The organism is Hymenobacter armeniacus (assembly GCF_014699055.1).
GTDB classification, from domain to species: Bacteria; Bacteroidota; Bacteroidia; order Cytophagales; family Hymenobacteraceae; genus Hymenobacter; species Hymenobacter armeniacus.
Window position 1 is genome coordinate 859,414 of sequence record NZ_JACXAC010000002.1, and the last position, 19,687, is coordinate 879,100.

At 64.9% G+C, this 19,687-nt stretch carries 9 protein-coding genes; 7 read left to right on the forward strand and 2 right to left on the reverse strand.

What is annotated here, in order from left to right; genetic code table 11:
* Positions 1-31: 31 nt before the first annotated feature.
* Together IC234_RS08045 and IC234_RS08050 are read right to left on the reverse strand one after the other, a co-directional pair.
* Entirely contained in the window at positions 32-973 is a 942-nt protein-coding gene (locus tag IC234_RS08045) for a glycoside hydrolase family 43 protein (protein ID WP_190923327.1), read from the reverse strand.
* 128 nt (positions 974-1,101) lie between these two features.
* On the reverse strand, positions 1,102-2,430 hold the full coding sequence (locus tag IC234_RS08050; protein ID WP_190923328.1) for a rhamnogalacturonan acetylesterase: 1,329 nt from the start codon (positions 2,428-2,430) through the stop codon (positions 1,102-1,104).
* 163 nt (positions 2,431-2,593) lie between these two features.
* Here IC234_RS08050 and IC234_RS08055 point away from each other — a divergent pair, with 163 nt between their 5' ends.
* From IC234_RS08055 to IC234_RS08085, 7 genes are all read left to right on the forward strand, one after another.
* The gene (locus IC234_RS08055) at positions 2,594-3,670 is read left to right on the forward strand and encodes a glycoside hydrolase family protein (RefSeq protein WP_190923329.1); all 1,077 of its coding nucleotides are present in this window, start codon (positions 2,594-2,596) and stop codon (positions 3,668-3,670) included.
* A gap of 452 nt (positions 3,671-4,122) precedes the next feature.
* On the forward strand, positions 4,123-7,278 hold the full coding sequence (locus IC234_RS08060; RefSeq protein ID WP_190923330.1) for a SusC/RagA family TonB-linked outer membrane protein: 3,156 nt from the start codon (positions 4,123-4,125) through the stop codon (positions 7,276-7,278).
* Between the two features lie 153 nt (positions 7,279-7,431).
* Positions 7,432-8,997 (forward strand): RagB/SusD family nutrient uptake outer membrane protein, encoded by a 1,566-nt coding sequence (locus tag IC234_RS08065; protein WP_190923331.1) that lies wholly within the window; start codon positions 7,432-7,434, stop codon positions 8,995-8,997.
* A gap of 171 nt (positions 8,998-9,168) precedes the next feature.
* Positions 9,169-12,174 (forward strand): glycoside hydrolase family 2 protein, encoded by a 3,006-nt coding sequence (locus tag IC234_RS08070; protein WP_190923332.1) that lies wholly within the window; start codon positions 9,169-9,171, stop codon positions 12,172-12,174.
* 164 nt (positions 12,175-12,338) lie between these two features.
* Positions 12,339-15,755, forward strand: a complete 3,417-nt coding sequence (locus IC234_RS08075) for a DUF4450 domain-containing protein (RefSeq protein WP_317173341.1) — start codon at positions 12,339-12,341, stop codon at positions 15,753-15,755.
* 11 nt (positions 15,756-15,766) lie between these two features.
* On the forward strand, positions 15,767-17,908 hold the full coding sequence (locus IC234_RS08080; RefSeq protein ID WP_190923334.1) for a hypothetical protein: 2,142 nt from the start codon (positions 15,767-15,769) through the stop codon (positions 17,906-17,908).
* A gap of 95 nt (positions 17,909-18,003) precedes the next feature.
* On the forward strand, positions 18,004-19,659 hold the full coding sequence (locus IC234_RS08085) for a glycoside hydrolase family 28 protein (protein WP_190923335.1): 1,656 nt from the start codon (positions 18,004-18,006) through the stop codon (positions 19,657-19,659).
* Positions 19,660-19,687: the final 28 nt, after the last annotated feature.

Here is a 19,687-nt window from a genome sequence, read left to right on the forward strand (position 1 = left end):
GCCTCGAGTCGTCATCGGATTCATGGGCTTCCTATTGTTGCTCCAGCCGCTTCAGCTCCTTGGCCGAAACCCGGAAAATGGTACCGTGGCGCAGGCCTACCGGCACCCTGATTTGGTCGGAAACATCGGTCCAATGCGTCAAATCGGTCGACTTTACGGCGCCGTACTTGTGCTCGCGGTACTTGTCGAAATACACCAGCCAGTCGGCGCCCAGCTTCACTGCGGTGGGGCCCTCGGCCCAATAGTTGCCGGTGATGGGCGCCGAAGCCGGGCCATAAGGGCCGGCCAGCTTATCGGCAAAGGCCACGCGCAGGTTCTTCTGCACCGGCTCGCGGGTTTCGTCTTTCAGAAACATCACAAACCGCTTGCCGTCAGACTGAATGCTGGCGTCGATGACGTTGAAGCCGGGCTCGTAGAGCAGGCGGGTGGGGGTAAAGGTCTTAAAATCCGTCGTGCTGGTGGCGTAGATGCGGTGGTTGTAGCCGTTTTCCATCGTGCTCTGCGTTGCCGGAAACTGGCCGGTGATGGTGCTGGCCCAGTAGATGAGGTAGGTCTTGCTGCCGGCGTCGTAGCTGATTTCCGGGGCCCAGGTATTGCGGGTGCCGGGCTCGTGCGCCATCACGGGCAGAAACCGCTGCTCGCTCCAGTGAATAAGGTCTTTCGACGTGGCGTAGCCAATGCCTTTGTCCTGCCAGCTCACCGTCCAGACCATGTGAAACCGCCCGTCCGCTCCGCGCAAGATGCAGGGGTCGCGCATCAGCCGGTCCTTGCTCACGGTGGGGCGCAGGAAGGTGCTGTCGTGCTTCAGGGCGGTCCAGGTGTAGCCGTCGCGGCTGCCGGCCAGGTGCAGGCCGTCCCGCCCGTTGCCTTTGAAGTAGCAGAAGACGAGGGCTTCGTTTTTCTTGAGCCGCGTCTGGGCCTGGGCCGCCCCGGCGCCGAGGGCGGCAAGAACGAAGAGCGAGATTAATTTCATGAAATTGGCAGGACCGGGGTAGAGACGCAAGATGTTGCGTCTCGTCGTTACTGATGTTGTTTATTTCGAGCGGCTTTGCGCGGTTTCAGTCGTTCAACGACGAGACGCAAGATGTTGCGTCTCTACGCTTAATTCCCGTCCGGCTTCGTGACCTCGCTGCGCGGGCTGTCCAGCCACACCCAGCCCGCCAGCGCATCGGGCTTGGCCGGGTCGAACGTTGGCGTGTCGTTTTTCAGGAATTTCACCAGGCCCAGCTTGTTGGCTTTGATGCCTTCGACCACGCATTTGGCCAGTTCGTAGGCGCCGTAGGGGTTGAAGTGGGTGTTGTCGGCCAAGGGCGCGGTTTGGCCGGGGTAGGTGTTGGCCGGGTAATGCACGAGGGCCTTTTTCGATTCCTCCACGCCCAGGGCTTCGTAGAGCTTGGCCGACATGGCGTTGAGGTCGATGAGGGCCACTTTCTCTTCCTCGGCCACCTTGCGGGCGGCGGCGGGGAAGTCGCCGAGGCTATTCTCAATCTTGCCATCGGCCCCAAAGGTTCGCCGGCTGGTGGAGGTGACGATGACCGGAATGCCGCCCTTCTTGCGCGCTTCCTGCACGAACAGGTGCAGCCGCTCAGAATATGCTTTCCAGGCGCCGTCGTTTTCGCCCTTGTCTTTCTGGTCGTTGTGGCCGAACTCAATGAACAGGTAGTCGCCGGGCTTCATCACGCTCAGCACCTTGGCCAGGCGCTTCGAGCCCAGAAAGGAGCCCAGCGTGAGGCCCGATTCGGCGTGGTTGGCCACCGCCACGCCGGGCTTAAGGAAGCGCGGCAGCATCTGGCCCCAGGCCGCCCAGGGCTCGTCGTCCTGGTTCACCACGGTGGAGTTGCCGGCCAGGAAAACGGTGGTTGCCGTGGGCGCGGGCGCTATTTCCAGCGCGGCCAGGCAGGGGGTTGCCCCGTCAAATTCCAGCGTGAGGCGGTCGTCCCAGTCCAGCTTGCGCAGCTCGCGCGGCTTGAGGGCCACTGTTTCGGTGTCGTTGATGCGGCGGCTCTTGACGTTGAGCGTGAAGGTTTGGGTGGTGAACTGGCCCGGCTTGGTGGCCGTGGTTTCGAGCAGCAGCCGGCGCGACTCGGCCTTGAGAAAGGTGCTGCTGGGGCCTTTGGCGTCGCCCAGCGTCACGGTCACGGTGTAGTTGCCCTCGGGCAGCTTCACCGAGAAGTAAAAAGGCTGCTTGCTGGTCACGAAATCGCCTTTCAGCGCGTCTTTGCCGCCGCGGTCCACGCCCGTCACCGTCGTGCCGAAATCGAAGCCGTAGCCGGCAGCCTCCGAATACGCGGCCGTGGGCAGCACCTGCTGGTAGCCGGCGGCGGCTTTGCTGGGGCCGAAGTCGAATTTGAAGGTGGTTTTGGGCGTTTGAGCGGCCGCGGAGGCCGCCAGCAAAACGCCCGCCGCCGCGGCAAAAAAGGATGATTTCATGCAAGGAAGGAGGTGGGAAAGCAGTGGTGGGTTAAAAGTACCGGCACCGCGGGCGGGCGCTTACCTGCACTGTCATGGCCGGGGCGGCGTGAACCGGCAGAGTGCAGGAGGGTGTGGCCGGCGCCAGCGGCCTTCTTGCACCGCTTCCCAACCCCGCCCACCCATGCCAACTCGTCGCACCTTTCTTACCGGTCTGGTACTGGCCCCGCTCACGCGGGCGCTGGCCGGCTTTTCGGGCCGGCTAATTGATTACCCCAAAGCTGCTTTTTCCAAGTTCAGCCGGCACCTGAAGCCGGTGGGCCGGGCCCTGGAGCTGCCCGACTACTACGTGTGGTGCAACTCGCCCATTTACGGGCCCGATGGCAAGGTGCACGTCTTTTTCTCGCGCTGGGTGGCCAGCAAGGGCATGAGCGGCTGGATAAACGGCTCCGAAATCTGCCACGCCGTGGCCGACCGGCCCGAGGGCCCGTTCACCTTTCTGAACGTGGTGCTGGCCCCGCGCGGCCCCGGCCATTGGGACGCCACCACCTGCCACAACCCCAGCATTCAGCTCGTAGACGGCCAGTACTGCCTGTTTTTCATGGGCAATGCCAACGGCAAAACCGACACCAAGCGCATCGGCCTGGCCACCGCGCCCACCCTCCATGGCCCCTGGACGCGCCCCGACCAGCCCCTGCTGCTGCCCGGCCCCGCCGGCGCCTGGGACGACCACTGCACCACCAACCCCGCCTTTGTGAAGCACGAGGGCAAGTACTGGCTCTACTACAAGTCTTGGAACACCAAGGAGTACGACGACGCCAAAGGCCAGGAAATCCGCGGCAACCGCAAATACGGCCTCGCCATTGCCGACCGGCTGCAGGGGACCTACGAGAAGTTTGCCGGCAACCCCGTCATCGACTTTTCCGGGCAGGGCCACAACCGGCAGTTCGAGGACGCCTTTGTGTGGCGGCAGCACGGCCGGTTCTGCCTGCTGGCCCGGGATATGGGCGTGTACAGCCAGGAAGTGGGGCTATTCCTCGAGTCGGAAGACGGCAAGGCCTGGACGTTTCCTAAAATTGCCTTCCTGCCCATCCGCGACTACGGCGTGGCCGAGCCACCGGCGCCGCCCAAGCTCAAGCGCTACGGCCGGCTCGAACGACCGCAGTTGCTGCTGCGCAACGGCAAGCCCGAGTATCTATTCTGTGCCTCGCAGGGGGGCCGGTTCATGACGGCTTCGTCCTTCGTGTTTCGAGTGAGCTAGCCCGGCGCGCCCCGTGTTGGCGCTGCGGAGCAAATTCTAAGCCGCCCGCCACACCTGGCGGGTGGGCAGGAGGGTGCGGGAGGGCACTGCGGCAGAAAGAAGAAATATTTGCATAAATGGTAGAGTGAGGCCCTGCGGTTCTACCCAAACCCCAGGCACTGGCCGGGGCCCGTAGCTGCAACTGCGGGCCCCGGACCGAGCCGCCTCCGCCCACTGAGCCGCTGCCCGGCGCCGCAGGCCAAAGGCCACTTCGGAAAATCGAGTACACAAACCGGACAATATAGTAGCCACAAGCGCCTAACCAGTAGTCTACAGGAGAGTAAGGGCTCACCAGGCTTCTAAGTTTGGCCCAGGTTCCGCCCTCCACCCCTCGAGTTAAGTTAAAAGTCTCACCCAATTCCCACATCATGAATACTTTTTACTCTTGGCAACGTTTGCGGCTTGCGGCTTGCGTGCCACTGCTTCTGCTCACGGGGCCGGTGGTGGCGGCTGCGCCAGCGCACCCCGCCGCCACGCGGCGCCTAGTGGCCGACTGGCAGCTCACCGGCAAGGTGACCTCGCCCAAGGGCGAAGGCCTGCCCGGCGTGACGGTGGTGGTGAAAGGCACCACCCTGGGCACCACCAGCAACCCCGACGGGTCGTTCTCGCTGTCGGTACCCGAGAAGCCCGGCACCCTGGTGTTTAGCTTCATCGGTTTCCAAACCCAGGAGCGGGCTTTCTCCGGCCCCGGCGATTTTAACGTGAAGCTGGCCGACGACACCAAGAGCCTCGACGAGGTAGTGGTGGTGGGCTACGGCACCCAGAAGCGGGCCGACGTGACCGGCGCCATTGCCACCATGGACGCCCGCAAGCTGGAAGAGCGGCCCATTGCCCGCGTCGACCAGGCCTTGGTGGGCCAGCTGGCCGGCGTGCAGGTGAAGCAGACCTCGGGCGTGCCCGGCCGTCCGTTCAGCATTCAGGTGCGCGGCGCGGGTTCCATCTCGGCCGGCAACGAGCCGCTGTATGTGATTGACGGCTTTCCGCTCGAAAACGTGGGCGCCAGCGCCAACGGCCGCTTCGGCAGCGGCAACCCGCTCGACAACATCAACCCCAACGACATCGAGAAGATTGAGGTGCTGAAAGACGCCGCCGCGGCCGCCATCTACGGCTCGCGGGCCGCCAACGGCGTGGTGCTCATCACCACCAAGCGCGGCCGCTCGGGCAAGCCCCAAATCAGCGTGAACAGCTACGTGGGCGGCTCGCGGGCGGCCAAGAAGCTCGACCTGCTGAGCGGCGAAGAATGGGCCGCGCGCGCCACCGAAATCATCAACAACAACTGGGTGAAATCGGGCACGGGCCGCACCGCTGACCAGACCACGGCCCAGCGCCGCCAGATTCTGGGCCTGACCGGCAACAACGTGAACCCCGACCTGATGCTGGACGACCGCTGGGCCCTGCCCGGCCACCCCGGCCTGAAATACATCGACTGGCAGGACGAGCTCTACCGCACGGGCGTGAGCCAGAACTACCAGGTGAGCGCCTCCGGCGCCACCGACAACGTGAACTACTACGTGTCGGGCAACTACAACGACCAGCAGGGCTTTGCCCTGGGCCTGGGCTATAAGCGCTTCACGGCCCGCGCCAACGTGGAAGTGAAGGCCAACGACAAGCTCAAGTTCGGCCTCACCATCAACCCCACGTATTCTATTTCGAAAGACCCCGGCATCGAGGGCAAGGACAACCGCTTCCACCAGCTGCTGTCCGAAACGCCCATCGTGGAAGACACGGCCGGCGTGAATACCGCCTACGGCAAGAACGAGGCCTACCGCTGGGGCGTGAGCACGGCCAGCCCCATTGCCGTGATTAACAACTTTGAGGGCGACACTCGCAACTACCGCACGCTGGGCACCGTGTTTGGCGAGTACCAGCCCGTGAGCGGCCTGCGCCTGCGCTCCTCGCTGAACTTCGACAACAACGAGTCGACCTCTAACTCGTACGCCCCGCCCACCCGCAACCTATCCACCTCGCTGGCCAGCGGCTCGTACAGCACCTACCGCCGCCAGACCCTGGTGAACGAAAACACGGCCACCTACAGCCGCACCCTGGGCAAGCACGATTTCTCGCTGCTGGGCGGCTATTCCTACAACTTCTCGCGCCTCGACAACAACAGCGCTTCGTCGTCGGGCGGCTTCGTGAACAACACGGTGCGTACCCTCAACGGCGCCGTGGCCATCACCACCTCGGGCCCCACGGCTTCGCAAAACGTGCTGCTCTCGACGTTCGGCCGCCTGCAGTATTCTTATGATGGCAAGTACCTGCTGTCGGCCAGCGTGCGCCGCGACGCGTCGTCGCGCTTCGGCTCCGAAGACCGGGCCGGCGTGTTCCCGGCCGTATCGGCGGGCTGGCGCATCTCGCAGGAGCCTTTCCTGCAGTCGGTTGGGTTCCTGAGCGACCTGAAGCTGCGCGCCAGCCTGGGCTACTCCGGCAACAATTCCATCGGCGACTACTCCAGCATTGCCACGCTGGGCATTACCAACTACACCTTTGGCGGCCTCATCGCCCCCGGCCAGGCCCCCAACAAGGTGGGCAACTCGCGCCTGAAATGGGAGCGCAACCGCACCGTGGATTTCGGCGCCGACTTCGGCGTGCTGAAAAACCGCATCACGGCCTCGTTCGACTACTACACCAAGAACAGCCTCGACCTGCTGCTGAACGTGCCCGTACTCACGGCCGCCGGCTTCGGCACCAACCTCGACAACATCGGCGAGGTGCGCAACACCGGCTGGGAGCTGGAGCTGAACACCCGCAACCTGGAAGGCGCCTTCTCGTGGACGACCTCCTTTAACCTGAGTCACAACGAGAACAAAGTGGTGCACCTGGGCCCCGGCGACGCCACCATCTACGTGCCCAACGGCCTCGACACCGAGAGCAACATCCTGCAGGTGGGCCTGCCCGTGTACAGCATCTTCGTGGTGAAGCAAATCGGCATCCTGAGCCAGGCCGACATCGACGGCGGCGCCGCCCGCTTCGGCAACCAGACCGCCGGCGACCCCCGCTACGAGGACTACAACAAGGACGGCAAGATTGACGTGAACGACCGCCAGGTGGTGGGCAACCCCAACCCGACCTACACTTTCGGCCTCACCAACACGCTGCGCTACAAAGGCTTCGACCTGAGCTTCCTGATTCAGGGCCAGTACGGCGGCTCCATCTACTCGACGCTGGGCCGCGCCATCGACCGCACCAGCGTGGGCTACAAGGAAAACGCCCTGGGCCGCGTCCGCGACCGGTGGATGTCGGCCGAGAACCCCGGCGCCGGCGTGAAAGGCAAAGCCACCGGCAACTTCGGTTTCATCCGCAACACCGACTGGCTGTATTCGTCCGATTACTACCGCGTGCGCACCATCACGCTGGGCTACGACCTGGGCCTGCTCATCAACAAGCGCGTGGCACAGGGCGCCCGCGTGTATGTGACGGCCGAAAACTGGTTTGGCTGGGACAAGTACTACGGCGGCCTCAACCCCGACGCCCTCAACACGGGCAACACCGGCACCTTCATCTCGGGCTCGGACTACGGCGGACTGCCGCTGGCCAAAACCCTCGTGCTCGGCCTCAACCTCACTTTTTAATTAATTGCGAACTGTGCGGAAAAGGCCGTCATGCTGAGCGCAGCCGAAGCATCTCTCCCGCTTCGTTGCGACTACAGTAATTACTGCTGCACGCGAGATGCTTCGGCTGCGCTCAGCATGACGGTCAAGAGTAAGCCTTTCTTCAAAATTCCCATGAAAAAGATATTTCTCGGCATCTCCCTGGCCTGTGCGCTGGTGACCCTGGGTGGTTGCGAAAAGGACCTGGAGCAAACCCCGATTTCGAACGGCTCGGTGCCGGACTTTTATAAGACGGCGGCCGATTTCGACCAGGCCATGTCGGCCGTGTACAACTCGCTGCGCGGCTTCCCCGACCGCGAGGTGATTCTCTCGGAGCTGCGCTCCGACAACATGTTTGCCGTGAGCTCCATCGGCTCGCGCGACTGGGACCCCGTGAACAACTTCTCGGCCGCGCTGCTGGTGGTGAACCCCTACGTGGCCGATGCCTGGGCCTCGAACTTTTCCACCATTTTCCGGGCCAACACCATGCTCGACCAGCTGGCCCAGAATGGGGCCGTGACGGGTTCGCTGCGGGCCCGCTACGAGGGCGAGGCCCGGTTCATCCGGGCGTTTGCCTACATGGATTTGGTGCGCAAGTTTGGCCGGGTGCCGGTGATTGACAAGCCGCTCATTCCGCAGGAAGTGGCCAAGATTCCGCGCGCCGACGTGGCCGCCGTGTACGCCCAGATTGAGGCCGACCTGAAAGCGGCCATCAGCGTGCTGCCGGCCTCCTACACGGGCAGCGGCATTGGCCTCACCTCGGGCGTGGGCCGCGTCACCAACGGTGCCGCCAAAGGCCTGCTGGCCCTGATGTACCTCACCAAGTCGGGCCCCGACTACGGCATCAAAGGCCCGGGCCTGAACAGCAACGAGTACGACAAAGCCAACGCGTTGCTCGACGAGCTCATCAACCGCACGGGCACGCCGCAGTCGGCGGCCTACTCGCTGCAAACCAACTACGCCAACATTTTCTCGCCCACCAACGAGAACAACTCGGAGGTGCTGTTCGACATTCAGTACATCTCCAACGGCCTGGGCACGCTGGGCTCGTCGTTCATGAACGTGGTGGTGCCGGACGCTTTCTACACCTCGACCAGCGCCGGCAACCTGGCCCTGCCGTTTTCGGCCGGCTCGGTCGAAATCAAGCCCGTGTCGAACGACCTGAACAACGTGTCGTTTGCCGCCACCGACACCCGCCGCGCCGCCACCATTCAGCAGGGCTACACCAACGCCGGCACCACCGACTTGCGTCCCTTCTACAAGAAGTACCTAAACACGGCGGGCAAAGGCACCAGCCGCACCGACTGGGGCACCAACTACATCGTGCTGCGCTACACCGACATCTTGATGATGAAGGCCGAGTGCGAAGTGCGCGGCATTGGCGGCACGCCCGCCACGGCGGCGGCCCGCCTCACGCCCATCCGCACCCGCGCTGGCCTGCCCGCCCTCACCACCCTCACGCTGGAAACCCTCATGGAGGAGCGCCGCCGCGAGTTTGCCGGCGAAAACCTGCGCTGGAACGACCTCATGCGCTCGGGCCTTGCCCTGACCACGATGAACGCCTGGGCCGCCCGCGAAGACGCCCCGCCGCCGAACAACAAGATTGTGCGCCCCATCACGGCCAACCTGCTGCTGCTACCCGTGCCGCAGGTAGAGCTGGGCTCGGCCCCCGGCCTCTACACCCAGAACGACGGCTACTAAGCCGCTGCGTTAGCGGCGGCCCTGCGCCCGGTTTTGGTCCTTTGCGGGGCCGAAGCCGGGCGCAGTTGCGTGTGGCCTTGCCGGCAGCCGGCGGCTTACCCCACAGTACAGGAGGGTACCCGCGGGCCGCCGGCTTTCATTTGCGTTCCTCCACTTTTCCTTCCCACCCCCATGACGTTTCGGCCATCTGTTTCCGTGTGCCTGTGGTGGCGGCTGGCGCTGGTGCTGCTGGGCTGCGGCAGCTTGCAGCCCGCGGCCGGCGCCCCGGCCCCGCCGCGCGCCCGGCTCAGCCTCAATCCCGGCTGGCAGGTGCGGGTGGGGGAGGCGCCCGGTGCCGAAGCCGCCGCCTTCGACGATGCCTCCTGGAAGACCGTGACGCTGCCCCACGCCTGGAACGAGGACGAGGCCTTCAGCAAAGACATCAAGGACGTGAGCACGGGCGTGGCCTGGTACCGCAAGCACTTCCGGCTGCCGGCCGGCGCGGCGGGCCAGAAGGTGTTTGTCGAGTTCGAGGGCGTGCGCATGGCCGGCGAGTTCTGGCTGAACGGCCAGCGCCTGGGCCTGCACGAAAACGGCGTAATGGCCGTGGGCTTCGACCTGACGCCCTACCTGAAGCCCGCGCCCCAGGACAACGTGCTGGCCGTGCGCACCGACAACGACTGGGACTACAAGGAGCGCGCCACCGGCACCACGTTCCAGTGGAGCAATCGCAACTTCAACGCCAACTACGGCGGCATCCCGAAAAACGTGTTTCTGCACGTGACGAGCCCGCTGCACCAGACGCTGCCGCTATTCTCGGCGCTGGGCACCACCGGCGTGTACGTGTATGCGCAGGATTTCGACGTGGCCGCCGGCCGCGCCACCGTGGTGGCCGAGGCGCAGGTGAAAAACGAGTTTTCGGCCGCCCGCACCTTTGCCTTTGAAGCCGTGGTCACCGATGGCACGGGCAAAACCGTGGGCACTTTCAAAGGCGGCAAAACCACCATGCAGCCGGGTGAGATGAAGACGGTGCAGGCTCAGGGCCGGCTGGCGGGGCTGCATTTCTGGAGCTGGGGCTACGGGTATTTGTACACGGTTTCGACCCGATTACTTGTCAACAGCCAGGTTGTCGACGAGGTGAAAACCCGCACCGGCTTTCGCAAAACCGAATTTGCCCACGGCCACATCAAGCTAAACAACCGGGTGATGCAGGTGCACGGCTACGCCCAGCGCACCAGCAACGAGTGGCCCGCCGTGGGCCTGGGCGTGCCCGCCTGGCTTTCGGACTACAGCAACGGCCTGATGGTGGCCGGCAACGCCAACCTGGTGCGCTGGATGCACGTGACGCCCTGGAAACAGGACATCGAAAGCTGCGACCGGGTGGGCCTGCCCCAGGCCATGCCCGCCGGCGACGCCGAAAAAGACGTGGCCGACCGCCGCTGGGGCCAGCGCCTGGAGCTGCTGCGCGACGCCATCGTCTACAACCGCAACAACCCCAGCATCCTGTTCTACGAAGGCGGCAACGAGAGCATCAGCGCCGCGCACATGCAGGAGCTGAAGGCCATCCGGGACCAGTACGACCCGCACGGCGGCCGCGCCATCGGCTCGCGCGAGATGCTCGACATTCCGCAGGCCGAGTACGGCGGCGAGATGCTCTACATCAACAAAAGCGCCACCAAGCCGCTGTGGGCCATGGAATACTCGCGCGACGAGGCCCTGCGCAAGTACTGGGACGAGCTGAGCCCGCCCTTTCACAAGGACGGCGCCGGCCCGCTCTACAAGGGCGCCGATGCTTCGGATTACAACCGCAACCAGGACTCGCAGGCCCGCGAGGACGTGCGGCGCTGGTACGACTACTGGCACGAGCGGCCCGGCACCGGCACGCGCAGCAGCGCCGGCGGCGTCAACATCGTGTTCAGCGACACCAACACCCACTACCGCGGCGAGGAAAACTACCGCCGCAGCGGCGAGGTTGATGCCCTGCGCATTGCCAAAGACGGATACTTTGCCCATCAAGTGATGTGGGACGGCTGGGTGGAGCCCGAGCACGCCCGCACCCACCTCATCGGCCATTGGAACTACCCGGCCGGCACGGTGAAAAACGTGGACGTGGTATCGAACGGCGAGAAGGTGGAGCTGTTCCTCAACGGCAAGTCGCTGGGTTTTGGGCAGCCGCAGTACCGCTTTCTGTTCACTTTCCCGAAGGTGGCCTGGCAGCCCGGCACCCTGCGCGCCGTGAGCTACGACGCCGCTGGCCAAAAAGTGAGCGAAGCCGAGCACCAGACCGCCGGCCCGCCGGCCGCCCTGCGCCTCACGCCCACCACCGGCCCGCGCGGCCTGCACGCCGACGGCGCCGACCTGGCCCTGGTGGAGGTGGAAGTGGTCGATGCCCAGGGGCGCCGCTGCCCAACGGCCCTGAACCTAGTCAACTTCACCCTCAGCGGCCCGGCCGAGTGGCGCGGCGGCCTGGCACAAGGCCCCGGCAACTACATTCTGAGCAAGAGTCTGCCCGTGGAAGGCGGCGTGAACCGGGCGCTGGTGCGTAGCACCACGCAGGCCGGTACCATCACCATCACCGCCGCTTCGGAGGGCCTGAAACCGGCTACGGTCAGCCTGAAATCGCAGCCGGTGCTGGTAGAAAATGGCCTGAGCCCGCAGCTGCCCGGCGCCGGTTTGCCGGTGCAACTGGGGCGCGGGCCCACGCCGGCCGGGCCAGCCTTCACCGTGTCGCGGCTGACGGTACCTATTGCCGACGTCACGGCCAATTCCAACGCCGCCAACGCCGCGTTGAGCGTTGACGACAACGAATTGTCGGAGTGGATTTCGGCCCGCCGCGACGCCCGGCCCTGGATAGAGTACCGCCTGGCCCGGCCGGCGCCCGTCAGCGAGGTGGCCATGAAGCTCACAGGCTGGCGCAACAGCACCTATCCTATTCGCATTCTGGTAGACGGGCAGGAGGTGTTCAGCGGGAAAACCGAGCGCAGCCTGGGTTATTTTACGGCCGTATTTTCGCCCCGCACGGGCCAGACGGTGCGCATCGAGCTAGCCGGCGCCACCCAGGCCCAGGACGCCTTCAACATCACCGAGCTGGAAGCGACCCAAGCGGCCCCCGCCACCGACCAGGCTGGCCCGCCCGGCACGCTGGGGCTGGTGGAAGTAGAAGTGTACGAAACGCCGGCCGGGACGCCTGCGCCATAGGATTTATGCAATTCAACGATGCTACTTGCGCGGTTGGGAAACCTCACCCCCTGACCCCCTCTCCAAAAAAGAGGGGGCACCGTTGTGTGAAAACGATTCTATACTGCGCAAGTCCGGTGCCCCCTCTTTTTTGGAGAGGGGGTCAGGGGGTGAGGTCGGCGTTAGTGACGTTGTTGCTCCTGCTCAGCTGTGCCGCCCACGCCCAGCCCGCCCCGCCGCCCGCCCTCTGGCACAACCAGCCGCGCACCCTGCGCTACCGTCCCGAGGGCCAGGATTTCGTCATAACGAACGGCACACACCGCTTCACCCGCGCCCTCTACGGCACCAACACGGCCTTTCGTGTGGAGGCCGGTGACCTGCCCGATTTTGCCCTCTACCTGCCCGGCATGGGCGGGAATTTGAAGTTCGGGCTGCTGGCCAACGGCCGGAGCAAGTGGCTGATTGCGGCCGAAAATATCACGGCCCGCTACCGGCCGGGCCTGATGCTCTACGACATCAGCGACCCGCTGCTGGGCGCCGGCCGGCTGCACCTTGAAGTGCTGGCGATGGCCGAGGCCGAAGGCGTGGTGGTGAAGGCGCGGTTTGAAAACGTGCCCGCCGGCCGGGTGCGGCTGTTGTGGGCGTTTGGCGGCGCCACGGGCCGAAAATTCAGCCGCGACGGCGACATTGGAGCCGACCCGGAATCGAGCTTTTACCTCAAGCCGGAGTACTGCCAGGGCAACACGTTTGCGCTGAAGAAAAACACGTTTACGCTCAGCTACCGCCTGCCTGCCAAATCGGGGGCGGTTCCCGCGCCGCCCCAGGCGCTGCTGGGGGTGGTGCCGCCCACGTCCGAAACGCACGTGGCCGATGCCGCGCAGCAGGAGACGCCGCAGCAGCTTTTCGCATCGCAAGCGTCGGCTACGCCAGCAGCGGCCGGAGCGGTGCCGGTGCGCGGGGGCGAGGATTTATACTTCGCGGTGCAAAAAGAGGAGGCGCAACCGGCCCCGGCTTATGCGGCCCTCCCGGCCGCTTTTGCCCGCGCCGAAGCGGCCCGGGTAGCCCTGGCGGGCCGCGTGAAAATCAGCACGCCCGACCCCTACCTCAACACCCTGGGCGGGGTGCTGGCCGTGGCCGCCGATGCCATTTGGGAATCGCCCTCGTACATGCACGGCGCCGTGGCCTGGCGCATGCGCCTCAACGGCTGGCGCGGACCTTACGCCGCCGACCCGCTGGGCTGGCACGACCGCGCCCAACTGCACTTTGGCGCCTACGCCAAGTCGCAGCTCACCAAGCCGCCCAAGGGACCCGTGACGCCCGACACGGCCCTGCACCTGGCCCGGCAGCTGGAGAAGCTGGGCACCGCCGTGTTCAGCGAAGGCTACATCAGCCGCAACCCGGGCGGGGATTTTCGGCCGCATCACTACGACATGAACCTGGTGTTCATCGACGAGCTGCTGCGCCACTTCAGCTGGACCGGCGACCTCACGTTCGCCCGGCTGATGTGGCCCGTGCTGCAGCGCCACCTGGCCTGGGAGAAGCGCAACTTCGACCCCGACGGCGACGGCCTCTACGACGCCTACGCCGCCATTTGGGCGTCCGATGCGCTGCAGTACAGCGGCGGCGCGGTCACCCACAGCTCGGCCTATAACTACTACGCCAACCGTCAGACCGCCGAATTGGCCCGGCTGCTGGGCGAAAACGCCGCGCCCTACCGCGACGAGGCCGCCCGCATCCACCAGGCCTTGCAAAGCCGGCTGTGGCTACCTGCGCAGGGCTGGTATGCCGAATACCAGGATGCCTTGGGCCTGAAAACCGTGCACCCGGCCGCCGGACTTTGGACCATCTACCACGCCCTCGATTCGGAGGTGCCCGATGCGTTCCAGGCCTATCAGGCCACCCGTTACGTCGATGCCGAATTGCCGCACATTCCGGTGCGCGCCACCGGCCTGCCCGAGGCCGGCTACTACCTGCTTTCAACCACCAACTGGCAGCCCTACGACTGGTCCCTGAACAACGTGGCGTTGGCCGAAAACCTGCACGCCACGCTGGCCAACTGGCAGGGCGGCCGCCCGGAAGAAGCTTTCCTGCTTTGGAAAAGCGCCCTGCTCGAAAGCATGTACCTGGGCAGCAGCCCCGGCAACTTCCAGCAGATTTCCTTTTACGACGCCAACCGCGGCGAGCTGTACCGCGACTTTGCCGACCCCATCGGGGTAGCCGCCCGCTCATTGGTAGAAGGGCTGTTCGGCATCGTGCCCGATGCCCTGCACGGTACGCTGCGCGTGCGCCCGGGCCTGCCCGCCGCCTGGAACGAGGCGGCCCTGACCGTGCCCAATGTGGCGTTTGCGTTCAAGCGTCAGAATCAGCGCGACACCTACACCATCACGCCCGCCTTCGCCAAGCCCCTGAAGCTGCAGCTGCAAGTGCAGGCCCGCGCCGCCGAGGTGCAAGCCGTGCTGGTGAACGGGCAGCCCGCGCCCTGGCGCACCATGGACACGGCCGTGGGCCGGCCGGTGATTGAAATCAGCAGCGCGGTGGCGGCGAAATACGTGGTGGAAATTCAGTGGCGGGGCGAGGCGCCCGACGCGGCCACTAGCAAGGACCAATACGCAGCCGGTGAGTCGCTGAATGTTGATTTCCCCAAGGCCACCATCGTCAAGGTGTTCGACCCACAGCAAGTGCTGCGTCAGCCCAAAACCACCGAGCACGGCCTGACGGCCCAGGTAAGAGGGGAGCCTGGGGCGCGCACCGCCTTTGTGCAGCTCCGGCAAGGTGCCCTCACGTGGTGGGAGCCATTGAACCTAAACATAGCCAGACCCACGAAAGCGGTTTATGCTGCTTTAGAAACCGCTGCCGCCAAATGGGAAACCGTCGACCTCAGCGCCGCCTTCAACGACCAAGTGACGCAGATTTTTCAGCGCCCTTACCTTGTGCCGCGCGCCAACACGGCCACGCTGGCGTTGCCCACCCAGGGCATCGGCAACTGGTGCTACCCGCTCACGAAGGCCAACATTGACGATGCTGGCTTGCGTCAGTTGGCGGGGGAAAAAGGCGAGGTGCGGCTGCCCAGCGGCGTGCCGCTCCGCACGCCCGGCACGCCGCTGCGCGTTCCCGGGCCCGGCATCAGGAACATTCTTTTCGTGTCGCAATGGAATAATTACCCGCGCCAAGCCATCATGCCGCTGCGTGGCCGCGCCAGTCGCATCGTGCTGCTCATGGCCGGCAGCACCAACCCCATGCAAAGCCAGCTGGTGAACGGCGAAGTCACCGTCACTTACACCGACGGCAGCACCGCCACGCTGCCCCTGCGCAACCCCGACAACTGGTGGCCCATCGAGCAGGACCTGCTCGACGACGGTTTCGCCTTCCAGACCGGCGCCCCCAAACCCTGGCGCATCCACCTCAAAACCGGCCTCATCACCCAGGATTTCAACCAGTACACCAGCATCAAAGGCTTCAGCACCCGCGCCATCGACGGCGGCGCGGCCACCGTGCTGGAGCTGCCCCTCAACCCGGCCAAAAAGCTCAAAAGCCTCACCGTGCGGGCCCTGGCCAACGACGTGGTAATCGGGCTGATGAGCGTGACGCTGGCCCGCAATTAATTCCTGTTTCTATGAAAATTTCGCTTCGCGTTTTCCTAATTGGATTGGTGGCGGCCGCGCCGGGCTGGGCCGCCGCGCAGTCGGCGCCCATCAACCGGCAGGCCGTGGTGGAGCGCCACAAGGTCGTGGTCACCACTACCGATTCGCTCAACTCGCTGTCGGTCGGCAACGGCCGGTTTGCCTTTACCACCGACTTTACCGGCCTCCAGACCTTTCCGCAGCACTACGAAAAAGGCCTGCCGCTGGGCACGGAGTCAGAGTGGGGCTGGCATCGTTTTCCGAACAAGGAGAACTATAAATTCAACCAAAGCCTGCGCACTTATACCCTCAACGGCCGCCCCGTGAGCTACGCGGTGCAGGTGAAAACGCCCGGCAACAAAGAGGCCGTGGACTACTTCCGGGCCAACCCGCACCGCCTGCAGCTGGGCAACCTGGGCTTTGTCATGCTGAAGAAAAACGGCCAGATGGCCGGCGTTCGGGACATCAAAAACATCGAGCAGGTGCTGAACCCTTGGACGGGCGAAATCCAGAGCCATTTCACGGTGGAAGGCGCGGCCGTAGACGTGCTCACCGTGGGGCACCAGGGGCAGGACGCGGTGGCGGTGCGCGTGAGCTCGGAACTGCTGAAAGCAGGCCGGCTGAAAGTGGCCCTGCGCTTTCCCTTCCCCACGGCCGGGTGGGCCGATATGGCAGTCGACTACTCGCACCCGGAACAGCACCAGTCGGCCATTGCGGAGCAGAAGCCCGGCCGCGCGCTGGTGTCTCATCGGCTCGATACCACGCGTTACTTTGTGGCCCTGAGCTGGGCCCAGCCGGCCACGCTGGCCGCGGGGAGGCCCCACGAATTTGTGCTCACGCCCGGCCGGCAAAGCGCCACATTGGAGCTCAGCTGCCAGTTTACGCCGCTCAAATCCCATGCCTCGGCGCCCACGTTTGCCACCACGCTGGCCAGCAGCCGCCAGCAGTGGGCCGCCTTTTGGCACAGCGGCGGCGCCGTCGATTTCGGCGGCACGCCCGACCCGCGCGCTAAGGAGCTGGAGCGCCGCGTGGTGCTCTCGCAATACCTCACGCGCATCCACAACGCTGGCTCGCAGCCGCCCCAGGAAACGGGCCTGCTGCTCAACAGCTGGTACGGCCGCCCGCACCTCGAAATGCACTGGTGGCACGCGGCCCACTTCGCCCTCTGGGGCCGCCCCGAAATTCTGGAACGCAGCCTCACCTGGTACGCCCGGCCCGACGTGCAGGCCGTGGCCCGGGGCATTGCGCAGCGCCAGGGCTACGCCGGCTGGCGCTGGCAGAAAATGACCGACCCCTGGGGCGAGGAAGGGCCATCATCGGTGGGCGCGTTTCTGCTGTGGCAGCAGCCACACACCATCTACTTCGCCGAGGAAGCCTACCGCGCCCATCCCAACGCGGCCACGCTGAAGCTCTACCAGGAGCGGGTGGCGCAGACGGCCGAGTTCATGGCCTCGTTCCCATTTTATGAGCAGGAAAAAGACCGGTACATCCTCGGCAAGGGCGTGATTCCGGCCCAGGAGCGGTTCAAGGCCGAAGAAACCTTCAACCCCACGTTCGAGCTGGTGTACTGGCATTGGGCCCTCGACATTGCCCAGAAGTGGCGTGAGCGCCAGGGCCAGCCGCGCAATGCGAAGTGGGACGAGGTGCTGGCCAAACTCTCCAAGCTGCCCGAAGCCAACGGCGTGTACCTGGCCACCGAAAGCGCCCCCGATTCCTACACCAACCCCGAATTCAAAACCGACCACCCCTCGGTGCTGGCAGCGCTGGGCGTGCTGCCCGCCACCGGCCAGCAGGACGCCGCCACCATGCGCCGCACCTTCGACCTGGTGTGGCGCGACTGGAGTTGGAACGACACCTGGGGATGGGACTTTCCGATGACGTCGATGACGGCCACCCGCCTCGGCCTGCCCGAAAAAGCCGTGGATGCCCTGCTGATGAAGGTGCAGAAGAACACCTACCTGCCCAACGGCCACAACTACCAGGAAGGCCGCCTGCCGCTCTACCTGCCCGGCAACGGCGGCCTGCTCGCGGCCGTGGCCCTCATGTGCGCCGGCTACGACGGCTGCAAAGAACCCAACCCCGGCATTCCCAAAAACTGGAAAGTGGAGTGGGAAGGCCTGCAAAAAATGCCGTAGTGTTGTGGCGTGGACTCTGCGAGTCCGCGTCGGCTTCGCGCCCTTTCCACCCGCCAGGCGCGGACTCGCAGAGTCCACGCCACACCCCGCCAACGATGACCAAATCCTTTCTCCTCGGCCTCGCCGTTTTGTTGACGCATGCCGCCGCGGCCCAGACCCGCGTGGCCTTGCCGCCGGTGAAAACCACGGCCTTTCGTGCCGATACCTTTTCCATTGCCCGATACGGAGCCGTCGGCGACGGCCAGACCACCAACACGGCGGCTTTCCAGCAGGCCATTGCGGCCTGCGCGGCCAAGGGCGGCGGCGTAGTGTTGGTGCCGCCCGGCCAGTGGCGCACCGGCCCCATCGAGCTCCAAAGCAACGTGAACCTGCACGTGGCCACCGGCGCACTGGTGCAGTTCAGTGAGAAGATGGCCGACTACAAGCTCATCAAAACCAACTGGGAGGGCCTGGCCGCCGTGCGCAACCAGCCGCTCATCTATGGCAAAAACCTCGAAAACGTGGCCATCACCGGCCGCGGCATCCTCGACGGGGCCGGCGAGGCCTGGTGGATGGTGCAAAAGGCCCGCACCCCGGAAAGCGACTGGAAAAAGCTGGTGGCCTCGGGCGGCATGCTCAACGAGAAGCAGGACCGGTGGTACCCCACCGCCCAGGCCCTGAAAGGCACCACCGTGAAAGAAGCCGGTGTGCTCACACCCGAAAAGCAGAACATCGACGACTTTGCCGACATCAAGGACTACTTGCGGCCCGATTTTCTGGTGCTGGATGGCTGCAAGCGTCTGCTGATTGAGGGCGTCACGTTCCAGAACTCGCCGGCCTGGACGGTGCACCCGCTGCTGAGCGACGACGTGGTGGTGCGCAACGTGCAGGTCATCAACCCGCCCTACAGCCCCAACACCGACGCCCTGGACCTGGAATCGTGCCGCAACGGCCTTGTGGAAGGCTGCACCTTCACGGCCGGAGACGACGGCATTTGCATCAAGAGCGGCCGCAACGAGCAGGGCCGGGCTCGGGGCGTGCCCACCGAAAACTTTCTCATCCGCAACACCACGGTGTATCGGGCCCACGGCGGCTTCGTCATCGGCTCCGAAATGTCGGGCGGCGCCCGCAACATCTACGCCTCCAACCTCACTTTCATTGGCACCGACATTGGGCTGCGCTTCAAAACCACGCGCGGTCGCGGCGGCGTGGTCGAAAACATCTTCATCGACCACGTCACCATGAAGGACATTCTCAACGAGGCCCTGCTCTTCGACATGTACTACATGATAAAGGACCCCAGCCCGCAGGTGCCCGGCTCGAAGGAGCGCCCGGCCTCGCCGCCCAAGCCCGTGGACGAAGGCACGCCCCAATTCCGCAAAATATACATCTCGGATGTGACCTGCAACGGCGCCAAAACCGGCATCCTGGTGCGCGGCCTGCCCGAAATGGCCATTCAGGACATCAGCGTCCGCAACGCGGTGCTGCGCAGCGAGCAGGGCCTGGTGTGCATCGAGGCCGACCGCATCAACCTCACCAACGTGACCCTGCTGCCCACCAAAACCGACCCGGTGATGGAAGTACACAACAGCCGCAACATCACCCTCGACGGCATCGGCTACGCGCCCGGCGCGGCGGTGCTGCTGCGCGTGTCCGGCCCCGAAAAAGCGCAGAAAATAACCCTGACCCGTACCGACGCGAGCAAAGCCAAACAGGCGCTGGAACTGGGCGCCGGCGTGAGCAAAAAGGTCGTCAGCATGACCAGAAAATAAGCGTGGGGGATAAAGCGGGCCTGTCGGA

What these genes read in the sequence shown, in the direction of transcription:
- IC234_RS08050 (WP_190923328.1), bottom strand. Translation starts at nt 2,430, where the DNA reads ATGAAATCATCCTTTTTTGCCGCGGCGGCGGGCGTTTTGCTGGCGGCC.
- IC234_RS08045 (WP_190923327.1), bottom strand. Translation starts at nt 973, where the DNA reads ATGAAATTAATCTCGCTCTTCGTTCTTGCCGCCCTCGGCGCCGGGGCG.
- IC234_RS08070 (WP_190923332.1), top strand. Translation starts at nt 9,169, where the DNA reads ATGACGTTTCGGCCATCTGTTTCCGTGTGCCTGTGGTGGCGGCTGGCG.
- IC234_RS08080 (WP_190923334.1), top strand. Translation starts at nt 15,767, where the DNA reads ATGAAAATTTCGCTTCGCGTTTTCCTAATTGGATTGGTGGCGGCCGCG.
- IC234_RS08085 (WP_190923335.1), top strand. Translation starts at nt 18,004, where the DNA reads ATGACCAAATCCTTTCTCCTCGGCCTCGCCGTTTTGTTGACGCATGCC.
- IC234_RS08065 (WP_190923331.1), top strand. Translation starts at nt 7,432, where the DNA reads ATGAAAAAGATATTTCTCGGCATCTCCCTGGCCTGTGCGCTGGTGACC.
- IC234_RS08055 (WP_190923329.1), top strand. Translation starts at nt 2,594, where the DNA reads ATGCCAACTCGTCGCACCTTTCTTACCGGTCTGGTACTGGCCCCGCTC.